Genomic DNA, 23,378 nt, shown 5'->3' on the forward strand with positions numbered 1-23,378 from the left:
CCCCGCTTTTTGCCGATAACCAACCCAGGCTGAGCGAGTGGGTTCAGCAGATTCATTGACTTCTGTGGGCCAGCGGCGCCGCAGCAAAAGGAACTTCTATGTCCAATAGCTTAATCAATACCGCGATGAGCGGGCTGAATGCGGCTCAGGTGGCGCTCAGCACCGTCAGTAACAACATCTCCAATTACAACGTGGCGGGCTATAACCGCCAGACGGCGATTCTGGCGCAGAATGGCGGCATGAGCACCATGAACGGCTTTATTGGCAATGGCGTTACCGTGACCAGCGTCAACCGCGAATACAATCAGTTCATTACCAACCAGCTGCGCGGCGCGCAGAGCCAGGCCGGGGCGCAGAACGCCTATTTCGAGAAAATTTCGCAGATCGATAACCTGCTGGCCAGTAAAACCAATACCCTGTCGACCAACATGCAGGACTTCTTCAGTAACCTGGAAAATCTGGTCAGCAACGCCGGTGATGACGCTGCGCGTCAAACGGTGCTGGGTAAAGCCAATGGCCTGGTCAATCAGTTCAATAACACCGATAAATATCTGCGAGATATGGACAGCGGCGTGAATCAGCAGCTCAGCGACAGCGCGACGCAGATCAACAGTTACAGCCAGCAGATTGCCAAACTCAATGATGAAATCACCCGCCTGCGCGGCAGTGGCGGTGAGCCGAATGCCTTACTGGATCAGCGCGACCAGTTGGTCACTGAGCTAAACCAGGTGGTGGGGGTGCAGGTGACCCAGCAGGACGGCGATGCTTATACGGTCTCTTTCGCCAACGGCCTGACCCTGGTGCAGGGCAACAACGCCTACCAGGTTGAAGCCATCCCCTCCAGCGGCGATCCTGCCCGCCTGACGCTGGGTTATAACCGCGGCAACGGTGTCAGCGAAGTGCCTGAAGGGCAAATTACCAGCGGCAGCGTTAGCGGCGTACTGAAATTCCGCAGTGAATCGCTGGATGCCGCACGCAACCAACTGGGGCAACTGGCGCTGGTGATGGCCGACAGCTTTAACCAGCAACACCGTGCAGGGTTTGATCTCAACGGCGACGCCGGAGCCGATTTTTTCAACTTTGGCGGCGGGCGCGTGGTGGATAACAGCCGCAATACCGGCGATGCGGCGCTGTCGGTGTCCTACACCGATACCGGCAAGGTAAAAGCCAATGACTACCGGGTAGAGTTTGACGGCAGCAACTGGCAGGTGAGCCGTCTGCCGGACAACGTTAAGGTTAACGCCACCGCGGGTACCGATGCCGATGGCAAAGCGACGTTAAGTTTTGATGGCCTGAAGGTCGGTATCGAAGGTAACGCGCAAAAGAATGACAGCTTCACCGTGAAGCCGGTCAGCGACGTAGCGGGCAGCCTGAAGGTCGCCATCACCAACTCGTCAAACATCGCCGCTGCCGGTAAGGATGACAGCGGCCGCGGCGATAACGAAAACGCCAAAAAGCTGCTCGACCTGCAAACCAAGAAGCTGGTCGACGGCAAAGCCACCTTCAGCGGTGCCTACGCCAGCATGGTTAGCAGTGTCGGCAACCAAACGGCATCGGCCAAGGTTTCGGTGACTTCACAGAACAATATCGTCAAGCAGCTGACTATCCAACAGCAGTCGGTTTCCGGCGTTAACCTGGATGAAGAGTACGGTGAACTGCTGCGTTTCCAGCAGTATTACATGGCTAATGCGCAGGTGATCCAGACCGCCAGCTCGATGTTTGATGCGCTGCTGAATATCCGTTGATTTCCATTTTAACCGGGGCCGCATTGGCTCCGGTCACCGATTTTGAGGAGTCTGCACCATGCGCATGAGCACCAGCATGATGTACCAACAGAATATGTCCGGCATCACCGGCAATCAGTCACTGTTTATGAAGGCGGCAGAGCAGCTTTCCACCGGTAAAAAGGTCAGCAATCCGTCCGACGATCCGCTGGCGGCATCGCAGGCGGTGATGCTGGCCCAGTCCCAGTCGGAAAACACCCAGTATGCGCTGGCGCGGACCTTTGCCCGCCAAAGTGTGTCGATGGAAGAGACGGTGCTGGGCGGGGCAACCAGTACCATCGCCGATATGAAGGCGCTGATCGTCAATGCCGGTGGTACCGAAAGCGATAACGACCGCGATTCGCTGGCTACCCAACTGCAGGGTCTGAAAGACCAATTGCTCAACCAGGCCAACAGCACTGACGGCAATGGTCGCTACATGTTTGGCGGCTTCGTCAATGACAAGCCCCCGTTTGTCGATAACGGCGGTTCAGTCAGCTACGCCGGCGGTAACAAGGCCGTCGAGCAGAAAGTGGATGCCAACCGCACCATGACCATTGGCCATACCGGCGATACGGTGTTCATGTCATTAACCAGCAACCCGAAGCCGGAGCCGGATGGCAGTACACCGGTTTCTAACGTGTTTGAAAGCATTGATATCGCGCTGAAGGCGTTGAAAACCCCGTTGAAGGATGCCGACGACGCCACCAAACAACAGGTGAACGATGCGCTGGCCAAGGCTAACCGTGGCCTGGACAATTCCTACAACAAGGTGCTCAGTGTGCGTGCCGAACTGGGTAACCAACTGCAGGAAATGGATACGCTGGACAGCATCGGCAAAGATCGCGACATGATCAACCAAACGCAGATGAGTGCGCTGGTGGATATCGATCTGGCCGAGTCGATATCGAGCTACTTTATGCAGCAGGCGGCCTTGCAGGCGTCGTACAAAACCTTCGGTGATATGCAGGGTATGTCGCTGTTCCAGATGAACCGCTGATACCCGTCGTCTTTCAAGCTGCAGCGTTGTTACCTGCACTTGCTTACCCCAGTCACTTACTTAAGTAAGCTCCTGGGGATAAGCAAGCTTGGCGCCTAGCTGGAGCATGAAATCCATAGGGTATGTTAATGAAACATCTCCGTTAGTTAGGGCGCAGCATGCAGCGCCCCTACAGAATGAATGGCAATAATAAACATCCGTTGTGAAGCCACGGCGGGTCACTCTTTGGGTGTGCTTAGAAAACTCTATCTCTGTAGAGCATTCTTGAAACCGGGCGCACTTTTTTGGCACGTCACTCTTTCCCCCACCAAGGTTTGAGTGACGTGCTTTTTTTTCGCCTGATTTAACGGTGGGAAACGTTTAAATATTCAGGCGGGAAGGGGAATAACACCTGAGGCTATATTTTATTTATAGCATGGTTGTTATTTTTTCTTTTTCACCATGGTCCATTTTTCACCGTTCGGCGAAGAGGATAATGAAATTTGAATACGATTGGTTGCCCAGTGCGCCATGCCTAAGGCCCTGCGTGCTCTTCGGTTGGTTTTCGCTTTCATTTTTGTACTCCTGAGGGTAGTGGTAAAACTGCAGATAATAAATATACCTGTCCCGCCGGCTGACCCCGGTGAGAAAGTATTTTTATCTCTGCAGATGATGGATGTCAGAGTTTTTATTTAACTTCCCTGTGCGTTATTTAATATTTAAATTCACTCCTTTATTTTATTTTTGACGACTGTTTTTACTGATGGCTTTATATTTAACAAGGCCATTCTAAGGTGGGTATTTTATTATTCAAGGCAATAACAATAATTGAAGCCAAATCGTGTTAATTCGGTTTTTTCAACTTTTTATAGCGAGAAAAGGTTTTTACTGCCAGTTTGTCCGGCGAGGTGCGGCCGTTAAGCCGCACGAATGAGGGTAAGGCTAGGGGGTCATGCTGCCAATGACATCGGCCAGCCTGTCGAAGAACTCACCGAACAGGTGCTCACAAAACGGCGCCAGCATCGGCATCATCATGCCAATGGTCATAATGCCGATGGTCATGGTGACCGGGAAGCCGATGACGAATACCGACAGTTGTGGCGTCATGCGGTTGAGCAGGCCGAGCGCCATATTCAGCGTCAGTAACAGGCAAATCAGCGGCAGCGCCAACATCATGCCGTTGATGAAAATCAGCGAGCCGGCCTGGGTCAGTGCCAGAAAACCATTGCCGCTGAGCGGCTCGGCCTGGATAGGCAGGGTATGGAAGCTGTCGACCAGCAGGGAAATCAGCCACAGGTGGCCGTTAAAACTGAGGAACAACAGCATTGCCAGCAGGTTGAGCAGCCGCGCCAACACCGGGGTGTTCGGCCCGCCGCCGGGGTCAAAGAAGGTGGCGAACGACAGACCCATCTGCATGCCGATCACTTCGCCTGCCAGGCGTATTGCCGCGAAAGCGAACTGCATGGTCAGCCCCAGCGCCACGCCGATCAGGATTTGCTGGGCGGCCAGCCATAGCCCGGCGGCGGAGAAAATAGGGACGGTGCTGACGGGCAACCCTGGGGCGATCAGGATCACGATCAGTCCGCCCAGGCCAATCTTCACCTTCTTGCTGATTTGCTTTTCGCTGAACACCGGCGCGGTGCTGATCAGCGCCAGAATGCGCAGCAGCGGCCAGAAATATTGGCTAAGCCAGACGCCGAACTGCGCGCTGTCAAATGTGAGCATGGTTAACCAATCAGATTCGGCAGGTTGGTGAACAGCGTGCGCATATAGTCCAGCAGCAGGTTGAGCATCCAGGGGCCGGCAATCACGATGGTGGCGACCACCGCCAGAATTTTGGGGATAAACGACAGGGTCATTTCGTTGATCTGGGTGGCGGCTTGCAGCAGGCTGACCACCAGACCGCTGACCAGCGCGGCGAGCAGCATCGGGGCAGCCAGTGCCAGCGCCACCTTCATCGCTTCGGTGCCCAGCGCCATTACGGATTCAGGGGTCATCGGCGGCTCCGGTTATGAATAGAAACTTTGTGCCAGCGAGCCAAGCAGCAACTGCCAGCCATCCACCAACACAAACAACATCAGTTTGAACGGCAGCGAGATAGTTGCCGGGGGCACCATCATCATCCCCAACGCCATCAGCACGCTGGCGACCACCAGATCGATAATCAGGAACGGAATAAACACCGTGAAGCCAATTTGGAACGCGGTTTTCAGCTCGCTGGTGACGTAAGCCGGCAGCAGAATACGCATCGGCACCGCTTCCGGCCCGGCCAGTGGCGGCAGGTTGGCGAGCTTGGCATACAGGGCCAAATCGGTTTCACGCGTCTGGCGCAGCATAAATTCGCGCAGCGGCTGCGAACCTTTATCCATTGCCACGTCCAGGCTGATTTTGTCCTGGCTGAACGGCAGGTAGGCATCTTGATAGACCTTGTCGAACACCGGCGACATGATAAAAAATGTCAGGAACAGCGCCAGACCCAGCATCACCTGATTCGGTGGGGCAGACGGCGTTCCCAGCGCATTGCGCAGTAGCCCGAGCACGATGATGATGCGGGTGAAACTGGTCATCATCAGCAGCATCGCGGGCAGGAAACTGAGTGAGGTCAGCAGCACCAGCGTTTGCACCGGCAACGTCCAGCTTTGGCCGCCGCCCGCAAGTGGTTGGCTGATAAGTCCAGGCAACTGCGCGAAAGCCGCCGGGCTGATTAGCAGCAGGGCAACGGCAAAGAGGTATTTTCCCCTCACCCCGAGCCTCTCCCGACAGGAGAGGGGGAAGACGGCGACCTTCTGGCCATCCGCGCCGAGGGGGGCAATAGCCGGGAATGCTGATTGTTGAGTGTGAGTCATGCCGATTTTTCCGGACGTTTCAGAACTTTTTGCATCAGTTGGCGAAAATCAGCCGGTGTGGCGCTGTCGGTTGTGCGGCTATCTTGCGCTTGCGCAGGGACAGGCATGGTATGCAGCGGGGTGATTTGCTGGGCGGTGACGCCCAGTACCAGCAAGGTGTTGTCCACCTCGACCACCACCACGCGCTCACGCTGACCGACCTGGCAACTGGCCCGCAGGTTTAACAGTTTGCTGTTGCGTGCCTGTGGGGCGAACCCCAATCGGCGAAACAGCCAGCCCGCCAGCAGGATCAGCAGCAGGATCCCGCCAAGTGCGGTACTGACCTGTGTCAGCACCGAACCGGCCGGCAGTGCCGGGGTGGCGGGTTGCAAAGTGCCCTGGCCGGGCGCGGTGGCGTTTGGGTTCATCAGCGGCTCAGGCGGCGCATACGTTCGGATGGGGTAATGATGTCGGTGATGCGCACGCCGAACTTGTCGGCCACTACCACCACTTCGCCCTGGGCTATCAGATAACCGTTGATCATGATATCCAGGGGTTCACCCGCCAACCCGTCCAACGCCACGACAGATCCCTGCGACAGGCGCAGCAGCTCCTTGATGGTCATTTTGGTGCGGCCCAGTTCGACGGTCAGTTTGACCGGGATATCCAGGATCAGATCGATATCCTGCAGGCTACCGCCGGCCTCCTGTGGTTCCAGCGATTTGAATACCGCGTCGCTGGCAGAGGTTTTGTCGGTTGCTAGCTGTTCGTTAAACGCATCAGCCCACAGGTCGTCCACGGATTCCTTTCCTTCGCCAGACGGTTGCTTAGGATCACTCATTTGGGCTGTTCCTCACTCAGAGCATTCAAAATAGGGTTAATCAAATGTTCAACACGCAGGGCGTACTGCCCGTTTAACGTGCCGTATTGGCTGGTCAGTACCGGTACGCCGTCCACGTGGGCGATCAGGCGATCCGGTTTATCAATCGGTAATACGTCACCCGGCTGCAGCTTCAGGATTTTTGACAGCCGCATCGGGATATCGACGAAGTTGGCAATCAGCTCCAGTTCGGAATGCTGCACCTGTTTCACCAGCGTTTCGCGCCAGTGGCTGTCTTCCTGCCGTGAGTTTTCCAGCGGTGGGTTGGTCAGCAGTTCGCGCAGCGGCTCGATCATCGCGAACGGAATACAGATGTTGAATTCACCGCTCAGCGCACCGATTTCCACCTGGAACGGAGTGGTAACCACAATGTCGTTCGGCGAGGTGGTGATATTGGTGAATTTCACCTGCATTTCGGCGCGCACGTATTCCACGTTGATCTTGTAAATCGCGCTCCAGGCGTCGCCGTAAGCATCCAGCGCCAGACGCAGCATGCGCTTGATCACCCGCTGTTCGGTGGGGGTGAATTCGCGGCCTTCCACTTTGGTCGGAAAGCGGCCGTCGCCACCGAACAGGTTATCGACCGCGATAAACACCAGGCTCGGGGCGAACACGAACAGCGCGGTACCGCGCAGCGGGTTCAGGTGCACCAGGTTGAGATTGGTGGGCACCGGCAGGTTGCGGGCAAATTCGTGGTACGGCTGAATTTTGATCGGGCCGACGGTAATGTCCGGGCTGCGACGCAGCAGGTTGAATAACCCCATGCGGAACTGCCGGGCAAAACGTTCGTTGATGATTTCCAGCGCGTGCAGGCGCTCGCGCACCACGCGGCGCTGGGTGGTCGGATCGTACGGCTTGACCTCGCTCTCGTTGCTGGTGACCGCGACGGGTTCATCTCCCGCGCTGTCGCCGTTGAGCAAGGCGTCGATCTCTGCCTGTGAAAGAATGCTGTCGCCCATAGTGGTTACCGCAGTATGAAGGCGGTGAACAGCACGTCGCTGACCACCTGCTTCGGTTGTCCTTTAACCAGCGGCGGGCTAAGTACGTCCTTAATCTGCGCCACCAATTGCTGTTTCCCTTGTTCACTGCTCAACTGGCCCGCTTCCTGACGGGACAGCAGCATCAGCAGACGGCTACGCACCTCCGGCAGAAAATCGTTCAGTTGGCGGCGGGTGTTCTCGTCCGGCAAGCGTAATGTCAGGCCGATATACAACACGCGATCGGGGTTGTTATCCGGCGTCATCAGATTGACGGTAAAGGTGTCCAGCGGCATAAACACCGGCGCGGCCGGCGGTTGCGGCTTGTCTGCGGGTTGTGCGCCGCTCTGGTGCTGTTTGAGCTGCCACCAGCTGTAGCCGGCTGCGCCGCAGGCGACCAGGGTAATCAACACCAGCAGATAAGCCAGTAACGGACGTTTTTTTGAGGCTGTTGGAAGGGAGTTCTGAGACATTGCTAAGCCAAATTCCTGTTTTCTGCGTACATGAAAACCGCACGCATGACATGTAGCGCTATTATCCCGTCTATTCCGGCGTGCAATAGCCAGAATAGGCGGGGAAAAGCGTGCCAGCTTGGACGTTTGCGGTCAGTCAGGCGAAAATATCAACGCCGCTGACGGCCCGAGCCATCGCCTGCAATGCCTGTGGAGCACTGAGGGCCTCTGCGGGCGGTTCGCTGCCGACGTGGCTATCGCGATAACCTGGTTGGCCCTGTTGCCCGGCGTTCTGTTGTTGCGCCTGTTGCCCCTGTGGCATGGACTCACTGCCGACGCTGCTTTGTCCCAGGTTGATACCGTTCTCTGCCAGCGCATGGCGCAGTTGCGGCATGGCGGCTTCCACGGCGGCACGCACCTGACCGTGGGCGGAGGCAATGTGCAACTGCGCCTGGCTGTCATCGAGCTTGAGGGTGATCTGCAATGCCCCCAGCTCCTGCGGATGCAGGCGCAGTTCTGCGCTTTGTTGGCCGTTACGATGGAACATCAGTACCTGCTGATTCAACGCCTGTTGCCACTCGGGGCTGCCAAGCTGAGCATTTAGCTGCGGTGTCGGCGGGGCGGTGACCAGCGAAGACGCTGGAGCGGCTGCCACCGTCGGGCTGGAGACTGGCGGTGCCATCAGGTGATTGACCGGTGCCGGCGTATCGGCGCTGAATTTCAACGCGGTAGCATCCGGCTTATCGGTTGCCGCCGTCTGTTGCGGCGCGTCGCCGCGGCTTTCCATACTGAGAGGATCTTTACTCAGGGTCGCCGGGTTTTTCTTTGTGTCTGCTATCGGACTGCCAGATGCGTCCAAGGGTCGGTTCAGCGTGGCGCTCAGCATAGCTGCAGGCTGTGTCGTACCCGGTTCGCCTTCCATGCTCAGTTCTCCGGCGCCCGTCGCGGTGGCCGGTATCACCGGCGTTACGGCGTTCGGTAGCATGGCGAACAGCGCCTGTAAGGTGGCCGCGTCGATTTCACCGGCGGGGCGCAGGGCCGTATTTTCCGCCGTTTGATCTTTCAGCGGATCTTCACCCGGCGCGACGGCCGCCTGCTGACCGCTGCTTGATAGCGAAGGTGCCAAAAGCCCATCAGGTTCGCCGAAGGTGGCCAGTAGCTGGGTTAGCTGGTTGCGGCTCAGCGGCGCGGAGTTCTCGTCTGCGCTCAGTGTCATCGGCGACAGCTTGCCTGCAGCCTTATCGGCCGGAAGCACACGTGCACCGAGCAGTTGAGCAAAGGAGGATGAAAGGGAGGATTCATCCAGCGGCAACGGCGCGTCCGGCAGTAATCCGCTGTCGCCTGGGCTCGACATACCGGGCAATAGGTTGAGGTTCATGGGTGGATATTCCTTTGTGCACTGCGTTGAGCAAACTCATCCATCAGTTTTTGATCCCGTTTATTCTCCAACTGCAGCTGCGCACTTTGGGCACGGGTATGCAGGGTTTCGAAGGCATTCAGCCGTTGCTGTTTGTCCTGCCAGTGTTTCACCGCGCTCTCGACCTTTTGTCCCCACTGCGTCAGTTGCTGGCGATGCTGGGTGATGGCCTGCTCCAGCGTGCCGATAAACTGCTGATAGTTCTGCCAGTTGGACGATTCCATGCCGCCGCTCAGTTGATTATTCAGCTTCAGGCGGTACTCATCCTGATAATTGAGCAGCATGGAAAGCTGCTGCTCTGCCGCCTGCTGTGCCTTGCGCACCTGACCCAACTGCTGCGTCGCCTGTTCTACTGCGTCCTGCGCCAAATCGCGCAGGGTAATCAGGGGAGACTGTGATTTCATCGGATTTTCGCCTTTGGTGACGTTAAACGATCAACTGCTGTAACTGTTGGCAGGCGTCGTCATAACCGCTGCGTTCAAAAATGCCCTGTTGCAGATAGGCTTCCATTTGCGGGTACAGCGCCATCGCCTTGTCCAGCAAAGGATCGCTGCCTGAGACGTAGGCGCCGACGCTGATCAAATCGCGGTTGCGTTGATAGCTGGCCAGCATCTGTTTGAAGTTACGTACCCGGCGGTAATGTTCCTCATCGATCAGTGACGTCATGGCTCGGCTGATTGAGGCTTCAATGTCGATTGCCGGGTAGTGACCGGCTTCCGCCAGCCGTCGCGACAGCACCACGTGACCATCGAGGATGGCGCGCGCCGAGTCGGCAATCGGATCCTGCTGATCATCGCCTTCGGTCAGTACGGTATAGAAGGCGGTAATGGAACCGCCACCGCTGATGCCATTGCCCGCGCGTTCCACCAGCGCAGGTAACTTGGCGAACACTGACGGTGGATAGCCTTTGGTAGCCGGCGGTTCGCCGATGGCCAGGGCAATCTCACGCTGCGCCATGGCATAACGGGTCAGCGAGTCCATAATCAGCAGCACGTGCTGACCGCGATCGCGGAAGTCTTCGGCGATACGCGTGGCATAGGCTGCTCCCTGCATGCGCAGCAGCGGCGAGACGTCTGCCGGCGCGGCAATCACTACCGAGCGTGCCCGGCCTTCGGGGCCGAGGATATTTTCGATAAAGTCTTTGACCTCGCGACCGCGTTCGCCGATCAGTCCGACGACAATCACGTCGGCCTGGGTGTAACGCGCCATCATGCCCAGCAGCACGCTTTTACCGACGCCGGAGCCGGCGAACAGTCCCATGCGCTGGCCACGGCCGACGGTTAACAGACCATTAATGGTGCGGACGCCGACGTCCAGGACCTGTTCGATCGGCGTACGCTGCAACGGATTGAACGGGGCGGTGATTAGCGGCGCACGATAGCCGGTTTCCGGTGCGGGCAGGCCGTCGAGCGGTTTGGCGCTGCCGTCCAGCACCCGCCCCAGCAGTGCCGGGCCGAGCGGCAGCTGTTTGCTGGCGCTTTGCCCTTCCGGTGAGACGCGGGCATAAACCCGTGCGCCGGGCACAATGCCTTCCACTTCTTCCAGCGGCATCAGGAACAGTCGCTGGCCGTTAAAACCGACCACTTCGCTCTCGACTTCCTGCACTTCACCGCCGTCGTGACGTTCGATCAGGCAGGTCGCGCCGATCGGCAGTTGCAGCCCGGTGGCTTCCAGTACCAGCCCGGTAGCCCGCGTCAGGCGGCCGTAACGACGAACCGTCGGTGCGTGTGCGATGCGTTTTTCCAACGTATCCAGTGAGGTCAGCCAGCGGCCGAGTCGAAGCGTCATTACACTTCTCCCGGAGCCGCCAGGCGGCAGAGTTCGTGCCAGCGGGTCGCCAGACTGGCGTCGAGGTCGCCTTCATCGGCGCTGACCTTGCAACCGCCAGGGTGCAGTTGCCCATCGGCCAGCAGCCGCCAGCCGTGCAGGCCGAGTGTCGCCCCCAGCTGTTGTTCAATACGCTGATAATCATCCGGATGTACGCGCAACTGGAGTTTGCCGCTGAACATCGGCTCCTGCTGGATCAGCTGCTGTATCTGCGCCAGCAGGGCGGTGCCGTCACACACCGGTGGTTGACCGAGCACCTGTTTGGCGGCGGTCAATGCCAACTGCATCAGGCGTGAAGCGATCACGCTGTCCAGCGCGTCCAGCGTATGCTGGAATTCAGTCACCAGCTGTTGCCAATGGGCGGTCAGCGGTTGTTGTTGCTGTTGCGCCTCCAGCAAGCCCTGTTGACGGCCTTCTTCCATGCCGGCCTGGAACCCGGCTTCGTAACCTTTTTGCTGGCCGTCGGCATAGCCCAACTGTTGGCCTTGCTGCTCTGCCTGCAGGCGCAATTGGGCCAATTGCTGTTCTTGAACCACAGAGTCATCCAGTGGTGTGCCGAAAGATTCCACTGGCGGTAACGGCAGCGGCTCGACCACCGCTTTCGGCTCGGTCAGGTCTTTGAGGGACCATGGCTGCCAGGGCAGGGCGTTAATGCGATCAGACATAGGTGTCCTCGCCACCGCCGATAATCATTTCGCCGCTTTCCGCCAAACGACGGACGACCAGCAGGATGGCTTTCTGTTCGTTCTCTACCTGCGACATGCGTACCGGGCCACGGTTGGCCAGGTCGTCGCGCAGAATATCGGCGGCGCGTTGCGACATATTCTTGAGGAACTTCTCGCGCAGCGGCTGTTCCGCGCCTTTGAGCGCCACCAGCAAGGATTCGCCTTCCACTTCCTGCAACAGGCGCTGGATGCTGCGGTCGTCGACCTCCACCAGGTTTTCGAACAGGAACATTTCGTCGATGATCTTCTGTGCCAGCTCGCCGTCGTATTCGCGCATGGCGTCGATAACCGCTTCTTCCTGCTGAGTTTTCATCAGGTTGATTATCTCGGCTGCGGTGCGTACCCCGCCCATTTTGCTGCGCTTGAGGTTCTGGCCGTCGAGCAGGTTGTTCAGCACTTCGGTCAGTTCCGCCAGCGCTGCCGGTTGCACGCCGCCGAAGGTAGCGATACGCAGCATCACGTCGTTGCGCAGGCGTTCGTCGAACAGCGCCAAAATATCCGCCGCCTGGCCACGCTTCAGGTGGACCAGAATGGTGGCGATGATTTGCGGGTGTTCGTCGCGGATCAGATCGGCGGCGCTCATCGGCTCCATAAAGTTGAGCGTTTCCATGCCGGTGGTGGTCTCGCGGGATTCGAGAATATCCTCCAACAGGCTGGCGGCACGCTCTTCGCCCAGCGCCTTAACCAGCACCGAACGCAGATAGTCGCTGGCGTTGACGCTCAGTGCCGCATATTGTTCGGCGTCATCTTCAAATTCGCGCAGTATTTCATTCAGTTGTTTGTGCGATACCTGGCTCATGCTGGCCATGGTGCCGCTCAACTGCTGGACTTCGCGCGAGGAGAGGTGTTTGAACACCTCGGCGGCGCGATCTTCACCCAAGGTCATCAGCAGGATGGCGCTTTTTTCGGTTCCGGTCAGACTCATAATTCGTTGCTCATCCATTGGCGGATTACCAGAGCGACCACGCGTGGGTCTTTATCAGCCAGATCGCGGATCCGCTGGCTCTGGACTTCTGCACTGACGCGCTGTTGTGATTTACGGTGCTGCGCCAGCTCCTCATTACTCTGTTTATTGCTCTCTGCCGGTTTGGCCATTGGCGTATTGGCGGCGGCGATAGCGGCTTTTTGTGCTGCCTGACGGTTTTGCAACTGCGGACGGACCAGTTTGCGCCATAGCAACCAGCCGACCAGCAGAACCAACAGATAGCGACCGGCGTCGAACAGACGATCGATAAACGCCTGACTTTGCCAGAACGGCAACTCACCGCCGGTGACTTCGTTATCGGTAAACGGCGTGTTGACCACGTTGAGCGTGTCGCCGCGGGTGCTGGAGAAGCCCATGGACTCGCGCACCAGTGATTCGATCTGCGCCAGCTGCTCTTTACTCATCGGCAGCGGTTTGCCGTCTTTATCGGTACCGCGATAGTTAACCACCACCGCCACCGACAACCGCTGGACCGTCCCGGCTTTTTGCTGGGTATGGCGAATGGTGCGATCGACTTCGTAGTTGGTGGTTTCATCCAGGCGGGAATTTTGCGGCCCCGAGGCTGCGCTGCGGGTTGCCGCGGCATTGGACTGGGGGGCGTTGGCGTTGGCGTTGTTGCCGGTGGCCGCCGGTTTGGCGGTTTCAATGGGTGCGGTCGCCGGTGCGCTAGGCTGATTGGACAAGGCACCCGGTACGCCGCCGACCAGTGGCCCGCCAATTTGATCGCTTTGACTCATTTGTTTGGAGCGGACGGCGGCCTTATTCGGCAGTTGGTTCGGCTGGTATTCTTCGTCGGTTTGTTCGCGGGTGGCAAAATCAATCTGCGCGGTGACCTGGGCGCGCGCGTTACCGTTACCGACCATCGGTGCCAAAATCGCTTCGATGCGACGCTGGTAGCGGCTTTCCACTTCGTTGGCGTACTTGAGCTGTGCGGCGTTCAGATCGCGCCCGGCACCGTCAGACTGGGTCAGCAGGCGACCGGATTGATCGACCACGGTCACGTTGCCCGGCGGCAGGCCGGCGACGCTGCTCGAGACCATATAAACGATGGCATTGATCTGGCCGTCATCCAACGCGCGGCCAGGTTGCAGCGTCAGGGTTACCGAGGCGGAAGGGGATTTTTGCTCGCGCACGAACAGCGAGGGTTTTGGCAGCGCCAGATGCACCCGGGCGTTTTGTACCGGCCCCAGTGATTCGATGGTGCGCGACAATTCGCCTTCCAGCGCGCGCTGGTAGTTGATTTGCTCACTGAACTGGCTGATGCCGAATTTTTCCTGATCCAGCAGTTCGAAGCCAACGGCCCCCCCTTTCGGCAGGCCCAGCTGCGCCAGACGCAGGCGGGTTTCGTGCACTTTGTCTGCGGGGATCAGCAACGCCGCGCCATTTTCGGCAAAGCGGTAGGGGATGTTCATCTGCGTCAGTTGGGTGACGATGGCACCGCCGTCGCGATCGTTAATGTTGCTGTACAGCACCCGGTAATCAGGACTTTTTGCCCATAACAGCAGCGCGACCACAATGGCGATGGCGGCGGAAGCGGCGATCAGCAGTGGGATTTTCGGGTTGGCGCGCAGACGGTTCCACATGGCTTGCAGGCCATTATCGCGGCTTTCGGTGGCGGAGATTGAAGCACTCATCTTTGCCAGTGTCCTTCAATGACGCTCAGGATCCGGTTCGGGCCACGGCGTAGCTCCCTGCCAGGCTGATGAACGATGTGGTTAGCGTTGTGTGACAAAACAGACTCCCTGATACACATTTCTTCTAAATAGCGGCGCTCCCATTACTGGGCATGCCATTATTTCCCCTTACTCACTATTTCGATGGCCCGATAAGCCGGGTTTTTTGCAGTTAATTAGCCGCTTTAGGATAAAAACGCTGTGTTAGGGTGTGCAGCATCAAAGTAGTGCCTGATGCAACAACGTCCGGCCACAGCATTTTTATTGGGGTTACCATGGCAATTCAGGGTATTGAAGGGGTATTGCAGCAGCTACAAGCCACCGCGATTCAGGCCGGAGCGATGGGGCAAGGCACAGGCACTGCTGCGCAAGGCGTCAGTTTCGCCAGTGAGCTGAAAGCGGCTATTGGCAAGATCAGCGATACCCAGCAGGCTGCACGCAAGCAAGCGCAGGATTTTGAGGTCGGCGTACCGGGCATCAGCCTGAATGATGTGATGGTCGATCTGCAAAAGTCGTCAATCTCGCTGCAGATGGGCGTACAGGTGCGTAATAAGCTGGTTTCCGCTTATCAGGAAGTGATGAATATGGCAGTGTGATTGGGTCATGTTATTGAATTTATAGTAAAAACATACAGTTCAACTACAGCGTGGGGCATGTGTGGGGAAATGACCTGACTTGAAAAAACACCGGTGGCGGGCTTTTTGTTGGGTGCTGAACATGACCGACCTGTCGGTTCAGCCAGGTGGCATGTTCTCAACTATCTCGCCTTGTAAATAAATTGGCGTGGCCCTTATTTTATTTCGTCCTTGTTAATGTGCAAAGAACCTTTTTCGTCAGATAAAAGCGTGAAGCTGGCTGTTAGCTGATAGAATTTTCCTTCGCTAGCTTGAATGTCATAGTAGATCCTATAGTTATCTCCCAGCTTAAATTTATAGCTGAAAGTAGGCAGGCACTCTTTATCATCAGGGTATAGAGGATTATCGCTAAAGGTTTTAACCAAACGGCCTCCTTCCTCACTGTATATCTGTATCGCTGTGACTTTTTCGCCTTTTTGCCCATGGCTCCAAATGCAAACGTCGTTATCTTTAATGGCGACATTGGCGGGTATCTTTGCAACTATCTTATCCTGATAGCCGGGGCAAGCGGTCAAAAGAAAGACGAAATTTAAAAAAAATAACTTTTTCATTTTATTATCCCTCCCTGACCGATAACTATTTTCTGATAAAGCGCAGGAATATCACGCAATTTATCTGTTCCTCGGTATTTACCTATGCCCCCGGCAGCTTGATAGTTCCGCCAGGCAGAAATTCCGTAAACTAACAATAACCAGTAGTCGGCGATAATTGAAGCCTGCTGCTCGAGTGAATAGTCGGTAAGTTTTTGCTTATTGAGCCGGTAATAATAATTTGCGCCCCAGCTAAACATGCCCCTCAGCCGCACCCATTGCCCATGCTGGTGCTGCCAAACATGCCCCAATTCGTGGATAAATGTATGCTTATCGACCAGGGACATCGTTACACCTGAAAAGTCTGGCGAATACCCTTCTTTTCTGTACCAGAGCTCGCCGTTCGGAGCCATGGCATAACCTGGCTTTTGCATACCGAACGGAAAATAGCTGTCGCAATGGACCCAAACGCGGCTATAAGCAATGGCGTTACCGAACACCGTACGAGCCATGGCGATTTCGCCAAGGGTCATCTGCCGTAAAATTCCCTCTTTAACCTGAGCATTATTAGATTGCATTATCAAGATCCTTCTCATCATGCAGAAAGTTGCACTATAACGGCTATTTTTCGTGCGGTCCAGTCGCTGGGGCTGACTTCCCATGAACGTCATCGGTGATAGATAAAAGTAAACTCACTGGCGACATCCAATAGCCGATTGGTATCAGACGCACAATTAATCAGTAGAATTGGAGGGGGATGAAGGTGTTGTCTCCTGCATTAATTGGTTGAGCAGCGGATTATTATAACTGTTTCTGCAAGATGATAATTTGGGATGTGCAATGAGCAGCAAAAGTGAGAACAGATGGAGATTGTTCAGTGTGTTAACACTGATCGTTCTGGCGGTATTAATCGGTGTGTTAATTAAACAAAGCTAAAAAAACCGGGCCACTTTTGTGGCCTTGCCGATTTATTTTTCCGCCAGTATCCGCATGACGTCTTCCTCGTAGGCCAGGCCCAGCAGCCACATGCCGAGCAACAATATGGCCAGGGAAAACAGCAGTTTTTCGTTGAGCATGGTTCATCACCCCTGATTGAATTAATGCTCGCCGATGCTATCCCACCCGGCTGTTTTCCGCTAACCCGCACTGCATAAATGGGGCTCCCGTTGCTCAATGATTTAACTTATGGCAGTGGTTGTCATTCTTGTGCCTCCATCATGCTGAAATGATTGGGGCGAATAGCGCTGCTCTCCATTGCCCGTTGGTGGCCGCGAATGGCGGTGGGAGCAAAGCCAAAACGTTTGCGAAAACGTTCTGCAAACCGTGAGGAACTTTCATAACCGACGTGCTGGGCAATGGCGGAGATGGGCCAATCGGTGGATTGCAGCAATGCCAGTGCGCTGCTCATGCGTACGTCGATCATCAGGTTACGTAACGAGTTATTTTCTGCCGACAGCTTACGGCGAAGCATCACTTCACTCATCGACAGGGTGTCCGCTACCTCGGCCGCCGTCCAGATATTATGCGGATCGGTTGCCAGACAACGGCGCACCTGCTGGGTTAAATTTCTAGCCTCGTTATGAATGAAGCTGATATTGAATTGCTTCAGCCACAGCAGAATCTCCAGCATTTTGTGGCGCATGATGACCGCAGGGAAACGGTGTTTAAGTGCCAGCGCCAGGCTGGTAGTTTCAAAACTGTGTATTAGTGCGCAGGGCAGGTTGCGTAATGCCAGCACCGCGTCAAATGCTGTCGTGGGCTGGGTTTCGACCTGGGTCGGTGGTGCGGCGAACAGCAACGGATCGCAGGTCAACAACTGACAGCTGAACACCCCTTCCTCTGAGGGCTCATTAACAATATCTACGGTTTGCCCTCCGTCGATAATCAACAATTCCCCGCTATGAGCCACCACTTCACGCTGTTGCCAACGTACGCGTTTATGGCCTTGCTGTACCAAATACAGATGGGGTTGTTCAAAATAAACTGAAGGGAATAATAATTCAGTATGCTGAATGATATGCGCCGAGGCACCAATTCCAGGACAAAGATTAATTGTACGTTCCATCGATATTCATTTCGCAGCCAGTATCTGGGAATATCTTTACGCTTTGATCGGCGTTGGAGCAACATTTTTCCATGCGTTGTGAAACACAACGACGTGTTTTATCTATCAAAAATCAATTTCCTGCTGAACAGAAAACGTCCGTGTCGGCGTAATATTTATCCGTCTCTTAGGAGCGATGCATGCTGCGCCCGTGTAGGTCGGGGCGAATATAAACGTACCCTACCAGGGTGGGGTGAAAATATTATAGATGTATATAATTCAATTCCCATGGATTTATATCCTGACTTAACCGGAGAATAATAGTGCATAGTGCTATTTATTCTGCTTTTCCCGTTATTGTTATGAGCTCATCTGACTTGCGGCTCTCCCAACAGCAGGGCGCGGTCGTTAAACTGGCCATAGGTGCTGTTAACCACGTTCTGACGAGTTGACTGACCAATCAATTCTTTTAATTGGTCCATGCGTTGTTGCAGCAGGCGTTTGAGCTCGGTTTCGTTATCCAGGATCTGCCGCAGCTTGTTGCGCAGCAACTCCTGCAGTGCCATCGATGGGCCGGCCTGCCCGGTAAAGGCGGCAGTGCTTTCCACTGCGGTGACGTAGGCCAGTTCCAGTTCGACCAGATCCTCCCATCTTTCGGTTTGCGCCAGGGCGATCATCTGGCTGCTCAGGCTATATATTTGTTGATACGCGGCTAGCAGCTGCTGTTGACGTTCCATTATACGGCGTCCTGAGAGGGGTGATAATTGGGGCCGATCTGGCGCCAGGCGTCGGCAATATTTTCCAGCAGCTTGACCACTTCGGTGATCGCCGCCTCGTCATTATGCAGATTGGCCTGCATCAGGCGTCGTTTCATATAGTCATACAGCGCCGCCAGATTATCGGCCATTTCACCGCCCTGTTGGTGGTCGAGACCACTTTTCAGGCCGTTGTCGATAATGTTGATGGCCTTTGACAGTGCCAGTCCCTTGCCGGCGATATCGCCCTGGTTCATCAGAATGCGTGCGCGTAACAGGGCGCTAAGCGCCCCGTCGAAAAGCATCACGATTAACTGGTGCGGGCTGGCGCTCATTACGCCGCTTTCCAGACTGACCTGGGCGTAGGCTTGAGTTCCGCTTCGGTTATACATGTGATTTATTACCTGGTTAAAAAGTTCTTATTTGAACTGTTGGGTTAAATAATTACCTGTACTGCCCAACTTGGACATCATGGTATCCAGTTGAACGAATTGTTGTTTATAGCGATCTATGGTGTTTTGAATACTGGCGGTCACGGTGGTTATCTGGCTGTTCAGGCGGTCGAGGTTGGTATTGATGCTTTTGGTCGAGTTCTCGATGATGCCGCCGGCCTTGATGTAGTTCTGGATCTCGTTATGGATCTCGGTCGCCATGCCGGTGTCCTTGCCGTTGCCGGCGAAGAAGTTGGCCACCTGTGCCGGTTTTTCATCAATGGCTTTGTTCAGCTTGGTGCTGTCGATCTCCAGTTTATTGGTTTTTGGGTTGGTCGAGATGCCCAGGTTGCCCAGTCCTTTCAGTTCCGGGTTGTCCTGCGCGGCGCTGAGCGCGCTCTTAATCGATGACTGAATACCGCGCAGGGTGTTATCCCCCAGCAGCGCGCCATTCTTGGCATTCTGCGCTTCGCCGGTTTTGACCGGGGTAAATTTGCTCAGCGAGTTAAAGGTGTCCAGCAGCGAGTTATAGTTATCGACCCACTCTTTTACTTTATCGGCGGTACCGGCTTTATCGGTACTGACAACCAGGTTCTGTGGTGCGTCGGCTTTGGTGACGGCTTTTAGATCAATAGTCACGCCCTGCAACGCATCAACAATCGAGTTGGTACTGCGTTTGATCGGCGTGCCGTTGACCTCGATCTGGGCATCCTGACCGGCCACGGTTTGCTTCATCGAACCGCTTTTGGTCTTGTTGTCATAGTTGAGAATGGCCCCGAGCTTATCGTCATTATTGACCTGCACCGAGATGGTGCTTTTTTCCCCGGTGGTCGTGGAGCTGAGCGCCAGCTGGTAGTCATCATCCCCTACGCGCATGATGGTGGCATTGACGCCGGCCTTGGCGTTGTTGATCGCATCGCGCATTTCCACCAGTGAGGTTTGCTCATCGCTCAGTGGGATCTTCACGTCTTTTTGCGGATTGCCTGCGGTGATGGTAATTGAGCGGTCGTTGCTGCCTGCTGCGCCCAGTTTTTCGGTCTGATTGGCGATCGGGGCTTGGGTGGTCAGTGTTTGCGGCTGGGCCAGCGCATTCACCTTAACGATGTAGTTACCCGCCACGGCTTTATCGGTAGTGGTGACGGTGAACTGGTCGTGTGTGCTGGCGGTGGTGTTGTTGAAAAATGCCGGTTTCGCCAACTCTTTACTTAAGTTATCGAACTTTTCCAACGAACCTTTCAAGGTGCCGTAAGCCGTCAGTTGGGCGTTATAGCTGGTTTGCTGGGTGGTATAGGGCGTTAGTCGCTGCTGTTCCGCTTTGGTTAGCTTGTCCAGCAAGCCGTTGAGGTCAAGTCCTGAGCCGATGCCTAATGAGCTGATCGATGCCATTGGTAATTCTCCTTGATTATGACTTTATTCGCTTTACGCGTTATCGGCCCAGTGGAGAGAAAGTTTACCGAAAAAATAAAAAACTGATGATGCAATAGAAGAAGGAAAAAGCGCGTTATTTCTGCCATTGCCTGTAAGCGAAAAAAAAACAAAAAATTTCTAAAGGTTGCAGGGGGAGGGCCGATACCTGATGGGACGGTGGTTGACGCCGTGGGCAAAGCAGCCCGAACCATTTAAACCCTGTTGCGAAGATCGCAATTGACTCGTAAGGAAAGCATACAATGGCACAAGTAATTAACACCAACAGCCTGTCGCTGATGGCGCAGAACAACCTGAACAAATCACAGTCTTCTTTGGGTACTGCGATTGAGCGTCTGTCTTCTGGCCTGCGTATCAACAGCGCCAAGGATGACGCCGCGGGTCAGGCAATCTCTAACCGCTTCACCGCAAACATCAAGGGCCTGACTCAGGCTTCTCGTAACGCCAACGACGGTATCTCCCTGGCGCAGACCACTGAAGGCGCACTGAACGAAGTCAACGACAACCTGCAAAACATCCGTCGCCTGACCGTACAGTCTCAGAACGGTTCCAACTCTTCCAGCGACCTGCAGTCCATCCAGGACGAGATCACTCAGCGTCTGTCCGAGATCAACCGTATCTCTGAACAAACCGATTTCAACGGCGTAAAAGTGTTGAGCGGCGACCAGAAACTGACCATCCAGGTGGGTGCCAACGATAACGAAACCATCCAGATTGATCTGAAAAACATCAACTCTAAAACTCTGGGCCTGGACAAGTTCAGCGTGGCAGATCCAATCGATACCACTAAAGTGGGTACTGCAGCAGTAACAGCTACCGACAAAATGGGCGCGCCGACCATCGCGGCTGACTCCAACACCACGCCAAAAACCAGCGACGGCAAGCTGTACTCTGCTGACGACGGTACTGGTACTGTTAACTACTTCGTTAAAGACACCACTGGCGCTATCTATGACGCGACAGTAGATGCAACCGGTAAAGCAAGCTGGGACTCCACTGCGGCTGCGACCAAACCTACTGCAGGTCTGAAAGAAGCTTCTCAAGTTAAAGTGGGTACCAACACGGTGAGCGGCCTGAGCACCGGCGACGAACTGCGCACTTACACCGATGCAGCAGGTAAAGCCGGCTACGTGGTGAAAGGCAAAGACGCTGACGGCAACGACGCTTTCTTCAAGGCTTCTGTAGATTCCGCCGGTAAAGTGACCAAAGGCGTTCAGCAATCTACCGACCCTAAAACTGCTGACCCACTGGCAACTCTGGACAAGGCACTGTCTCAGGTTGACGGTCTGCGTTCTTCCCTGGGTGCGGTACAGAACCGTTTCGATTCTGTTATCAACAACCTGAACAGCACCGTGAACAACCTGTCTGCTTCCCAGTCTCGTATTCAAGATGCTGACTACGCGACCGAAGTGTCTAACATGAGCCGTGCCAACATCCTGCAACAGGCTGGCACCTCTGTTCTGGCACAGGCTAACCAGTCTACTCAGAACGTGTTGTCCCTGCTGCGTTAATCGACTCTCCCCGATTAACCTGTCGCAAAGAACCCCGCCTCGGCGGGGTTTTTTTATGGTCGCTTGCCACCGGGATAGTGCATGGCGCAAATAAGGCCTGTTTTGTACGACTGTTCAGTCGATTGGCATTTTGCCCCCTACGGATAATAGCGCTGACTCTCTTATCCGCAGGTTTTAGACATAGTGAGCGATTTGTATACCGCCGAAGGCGTGATGGACAAAAATTCTCTCTGGCTACGCTACGTTCCGTTAGTGCGCCACGAGGCGTTGCGCCTGCAGGTCAGGCTGCCCGCCAGCGTGGAGCTCGACGATCTGCTGCAGGCCGGAGGAATCGGCCTGTTGAACGCCGTTGAGCGTTATGACGCTATGCAGGGAACGGCCTTTACTACCTACGCGGTGCAACGTATCCGTGGTGCCATGCTTGATGAGCTGCGCAGCCGCGACTGGGTGCCGCGCAGTGTGCGTCGCCATGCGCGTGAAGTGGCGCAGGTCATGCGGCAATTGGAACAGCAACTGGGCCGCCCGGCCAGCGAAGTGGAAGTTGCGCAGACGCTGAATCTGTCACTGGATGAGTACCGTCAAATTCTGTTGGACACCAATAACAGCCAACTTTTCTCCTACGACGAATGGCGGGAAGAGCATGGCGAAAGCGCCGAACCGCTGCTGGAAGGGCACGAAGAGGCCAATCCGTTACATCATCTGCTGGAGGGCAATCTGCGCCAGCGGGTGATCGACGCCATCGAGGCGTTGCCGGAGCGCGAGAAAATGGTGCTGACGCTGTATTACCAGGAAGAGTTGAACCTGAAGGAGATCGGTGCCGTGCTGGACGTGGGGGAGTCGCGTGTCAGCCAACTGCACAGTCAGGCGATCAAGCGCCTGCGCGCCCGTTTGGCTAACGAGAACTGACATGCATTCAACTCGGAACCTTCACCCTTGCCACCATTGCGAAAACCGGACTGCCTAATGCCAGGAATATTGTTGAAAAAGCGGCCGTTGAGCCGTTATTTAAAAGATTACAAACACGGCCAGACTCATTGCTCCCAGTGCGGCAAGTTGTTGGATCGCATGGCGTTGGTGTTTCGTGGCAAAATCATCAATAAAGACGCCATCGCGCGTATGGATCAGCCGATTGACGATCACGTCTGGCTGAATGTGCAAAATGAGCTGACCGCACTGTGCCGGTTCTGCAGTGAAATTTCCTGCAACAGCCATCCGAGCTATTTCGACATCATGGCCTTCAAGCAGTATCTGTTTGAGCAAACCGAAATGAGCCACAGCACCATTCGCGAATACGTGGTGCGCTTGCGTCGACTGGACGAAATGCTGGTGGAACGCAACTACCCGGCCGACAAGTTTGCCAGCAGCGCCAGCCATCAGCGCATCATCGAAGACTTGCCTTCTGCGGCACACAACAATTACCGCATTGCCCTGCGTAAATACGACCAATATCTCGCCTGGCAGAAAAACTACTGATCTTGCCTCCCCGGCACGCCGGCCGGGGTTTTCACCGCGCTTCCATCACTAATAAAGAGTGATTATTAGGT

Annotated in this window: 26 protein-coding genes; 6 read left to right on the plus strand and 20 right to left on the minus strand. The window is 55.4% G+C overall.

Going from position 1 to position 23,378, the window contains the following annotated elements:
- The first annotated feature begins 98 nt into the window (after nucleotides 1-98).
- Together flgK and flgL are read left to right on the plus strand one after the other, a co-directional pair.
- Nucleotides 99-1,745, plus strand: a complete 1,647-nt coding sequence (flgK, locus tag OCH02_RS02870; protein WP_261429732.1) for a flagellar hook-associated protein FlgK — start codon at nucleotides 99-101, stop codon at nucleotides 1,743-1,745.
- A gap of 58 nt (nucleotides 1,746-1,803) precedes the next feature.
- Nucleotides 1,804-2,763, plus strand: a complete 960-nt coding sequence (flgL, locus tag OCH02_RS02875; protein WP_261429734.1) for a flagellar hook-associated protein FlgL — start codon at nucleotides 1,804-1,806, stop codon at nucleotides 2,761-2,763.
- Between the two features lie 422 nt (nucleotides 2,764-3,185).
- Here the strand turns inward: flgL and sra are convergent, their stop codons facing one another.
- The 14 genes from sra to fliF form a co-directional block, all read right to left on the minus strand.
- The gene (gene sra, locus OCH02_RS02880; RefSeq protein ID WP_017893223.1) at nucleotides 3,186-3,317 is read right to left on the minus strand and encodes a stationary-phase-induced ribosome-associated protein; all 132 of its coding nucleotides are present in this window, start codon (nucleotides 3,315-3,317) and stop codon (nucleotides 3,186-3,188) included.
- Nucleotides 3,318-3,684: 367 nt separating this feature from the next.
- Nucleotides 3,685-4,467, minus strand: a complete 783-nt coding sequence (fliR, locus tag OCH02_RS02885) for a flagellar biosynthetic protein FliR (RefSeq protein ID WP_261429735.1) — start codon at nucleotides 4,465-4,467, stop codon at nucleotides 3,685-3,687.
- A gap of 2 nt (nucleotides 4,468-4,469) precedes the next feature.
- A complete protein-coding gene (gene fliQ / locus OCH02_RS02890; protein ID WP_037419012.1) occupies nucleotides 4,470-4,739 on the minus strand; it encodes a flagellar biosynthesis protein FliQ in 270 nt (89 codons plus the stop codon).
- 12 nt (nucleotides 4,740-4,751) lie between these two features.
- Entirely contained in the window at nucleotides 4,752-5,588 is an 837-nt protein-coding gene (gene fliP, locus OCH02_RS02895; RefSeq protein WP_261429736.1) for a flagellar type III secretion system pore protein FliP, read from the minus strand.
- Nucleotides 5,585-5,995 (minus strand): flagellar biosynthetic protein FliO, encoded by a 411-nt coding sequence (fliO, locus tag OCH02_RS02900; RefSeq protein WP_261429737.1) that lies wholly within the window; start codon nucleotides 5,993-5,995, stop codon nucleotides 5,585-5,587. Before fliO ends, fliP begins: the two co-directional genes overlap by 4 nt.
- Complete coding sequence (gene fliN / locus OCH02_RS02905) at nucleotides 5,995-6,408, minus strand: flagellar motor switch protein FliN (protein WP_135317022.1); 414 nt, start codon at nucleotides 6,406-6,408, stop codon at nucleotides 5,995-5,997. Before fliN ends, fliO begins: the two co-directional genes overlap by 1 nt.
- Nucleotides 6,405-7,406, minus strand: a complete 1,002-nt coding sequence (gene fliM, locus OCH02_RS02910) for a flagellar motor switch protein FliM (protein ID WP_012145676.1) — start codon at nucleotides 7,404-7,406, stop codon at nucleotides 6,405-6,407. The genes fliN and fliM overlap by 4 nt, the downstream gene beginning before the upstream one ends.
- A 5-nt stretch (nucleotides 7,407-7,411) precedes the next feature.
- Complete coding sequence (fliL, locus tag OCH02_RS02915; protein ID WP_261429738.1) at nucleotides 7,412-7,897, minus strand: flagellar basal body-associated protein FliL; 486 nt, start codon at nucleotides 7,895-7,897, stop codon at nucleotides 7,412-7,414.
- A gap of 136 nt (nucleotides 7,898-8,033) precedes the next feature.
- Nucleotides 8,034-9,254 carry a flagellar hook-length control protein FliK gene (locus tag OCH02_RS02920; RefSeq protein WP_261429739.1) on the minus strand — a complete coding sequence of 407 codons (1,221 nt, stop codon included), beginning with the start codon at nucleotides 9,252-9,254 and terminating at the stop codon, nucleotides 8,034-8,036.
- Nucleotides 9,251-9,697, minus strand: coding sequence for a flagellar export protein FliJ (fliJ, locus tag OCH02_RS02925; protein WP_261429740.1), 447 nt, complete (start codon nucleotides 9,695-9,697; stop codon nucleotides 9,251-9,253). The genes OCH02_RS02920 and fliJ overlap by 4 nt, the downstream gene beginning before the upstream one ends.
- 22 nt (nucleotides 9,698-9,719) lie before the next feature.
- Nucleotides 9,720-11,081: a flagellar protein export ATPase FliI gene (gene fliI, locus OCH02_RS02930; protein WP_261429741.1), complete on the minus strand. Its 1,362-nt coding sequence runs from the start codon at nucleotides 11,079-11,081 to the stop codon at nucleotides 9,720-9,722.
- Nucleotides 11,081-11,785, minus strand: a complete 705-nt coding sequence (fliH, locus tag OCH02_RS02935; protein WP_261429743.1) for a flagellar assembly protein FliH — start codon at nucleotides 11,783-11,785, stop codon at nucleotides 11,081-11,083. Before fliH ends, fliI begins: the two co-directional genes overlap by 1 nt.
- Nucleotides 11,778-12,770, minus strand: a complete 993-nt coding sequence (gene fliG, locus OCH02_RS02940) for a flagellar motor switch protein FliG (protein WP_012145670.1) — start codon at nucleotides 12,768-12,770, stop codon at nucleotides 11,778-11,780. Before fliG ends, fliH begins: the two co-directional genes overlap by 8 nt.
- Nucleotides 12,767-14,464, minus strand: coding sequence for a flagellar basal-body MS-ring/collar protein FliF (gene fliF / locus OCH02_RS02945; RefSeq protein ID WP_261429745.1), 1,698 nt, complete (start codon nucleotides 14,462-14,464; stop codon nucleotides 12,767-12,769). Before fliF ends, fliG begins: the two co-directional genes overlap by 4 nt.
- A gap of 314 nt (nucleotides 14,465-14,778) precedes the next feature.
- Here fliF and fliE point away from each other — a divergent pair, with 314 nt between their 5' ends.
- A complete protein-coding gene (fliE, locus tag OCH02_RS02950; RefSeq protein WP_261429746.1) occupies nucleotides 14,779-15,099 on the plus strand; it encodes a flagellar hook-basal body complex protein FliE in 321 nt (106 codons plus the stop codon).
- 194 nt (nucleotides 15,100-15,293) lie between these two features.
- Here fliE and OCH02_RS02955 read toward each other — a convergent pair whose 3' ends face one another.
- From OCH02_RS02955 to fliD, 6 genes are all read right to left on the minus strand, one after another.
- Complete coding sequence (locus tag OCH02_RS02955; protein ID WP_261429748.1) at nucleotides 15,294-15,689, minus strand: putative T6SS immunity periplasmic lipoprotein; 396 nt, start codon at nucleotides 15,687-15,689, stop codon at nucleotides 15,294-15,296.
- On the minus strand, nucleotides 15,686-16,246 hold the full coding sequence (locus OCH02_RS02960; RefSeq protein ID WP_261429750.1) for a type IV secretion protein Rhs: 561 nt from the start codon (nucleotides 16,244-16,246) through the stop codon (nucleotides 15,686-15,688). Before OCH02_RS02960 ends, OCH02_RS02955 begins: the two co-directional genes overlap by 4 nt.
- A 620-nt stretch (nucleotides 16,247-16,866) precedes the next feature.
- Complete coding sequence (locus OCH02_RS02965) at nucleotides 16,867-17,733, minus strand: helix-turn-helix transcriptional regulator (protein ID WP_261429753.1); 867 nt, start codon at nucleotides 17,731-17,733, stop codon at nucleotides 16,867-16,869.
- 347 nt (nucleotides 17,734-18,080) lie between these two features.
- Nucleotides 18,081-18,449 (minus strand): flagella biosynthesis regulatory protein FliT, encoded by a 369-nt coding sequence (gene fliT, locus OCH02_RS02970; RefSeq protein ID WP_261429755.1) that lies wholly within the window; start codon nucleotides 18,447-18,449, stop codon nucleotides 18,081-18,083.
- A complete protein-coding gene (gene fliS / locus OCH02_RS02975; RefSeq protein ID WP_012145664.1) occupies nucleotides 18,449-18,859 on the minus strand; it encodes a flagellar export chaperone FliS in 411 nt (136 codons plus the stop codon). Before fliS ends, fliT begins: the two co-directional genes overlap by 1 nt.
- Nucleotides 18,860-18,886: 27 nt before the next feature.
- A complete protein-coding gene (fliD, locus tag OCH02_RS02980) occupies nucleotides 18,887-20,284 on the minus strand; it encodes a flagellar filament capping protein FliD (protein ID WP_261429757.1) in 1,398 nt (465 codons plus the stop codon).
- Nucleotides 20,285-20,565: 281 nt separating this feature from the next.
- Between fliD and OCH02_RS02985 the strand changes: the two genes are divergently transcribed.
- From OCH02_RS02985 to fliZ, 3 genes are all read left to right on the plus strand, one after another.
- Nucleotides 20,566-21,834 carry a FliC/FljB family flagellin gene (locus OCH02_RS02985; protein ID WP_261429758.1) on the plus strand — a complete coding sequence of 423 codons (1,269 nt, stop codon included), beginning with the start codon at nucleotides 20,566-20,568 and terminating at the stop codon, nucleotides 21,832-21,834.
- A gap of 183 nt (nucleotides 21,835-22,017) precedes the next feature.
- Complete coding sequence (locus OCH02_RS02990; protein WP_261429760.1) at nucleotides 22,018-22,740, plus strand: RNA polymerase sigma factor FliA; 723 nt, start codon at nucleotides 22,018-22,020, stop codon at nucleotides 22,738-22,740.
- Nucleotides 22,741-22,797: 57 nt separating this feature from the next.
- The gene (gene fliZ, locus OCH02_RS02995) at nucleotides 22,798-23,307 is read left to right on the plus strand and encodes a flagella biosynthesis regulatory protein FliZ (RefSeq protein ID WP_261429761.1); all 510 of its coding nucleotides are present in this window, start codon (nucleotides 22,798-22,800) and stop codon (nucleotides 23,305-23,307) included.
- Nucleotides 23,308-23,378: the final 71 nt, after the last annotated feature.

It is taken from the genome of Serratia quinivorans, from assembly GCF_946227985.1.
Taxonomy (GTDB): Bacteria; Pseudomonadota; Gammaproteobacteria; order Enterobacterales; family Enterobacteriaceae; genus Serratia; species Serratia quinivorans_A.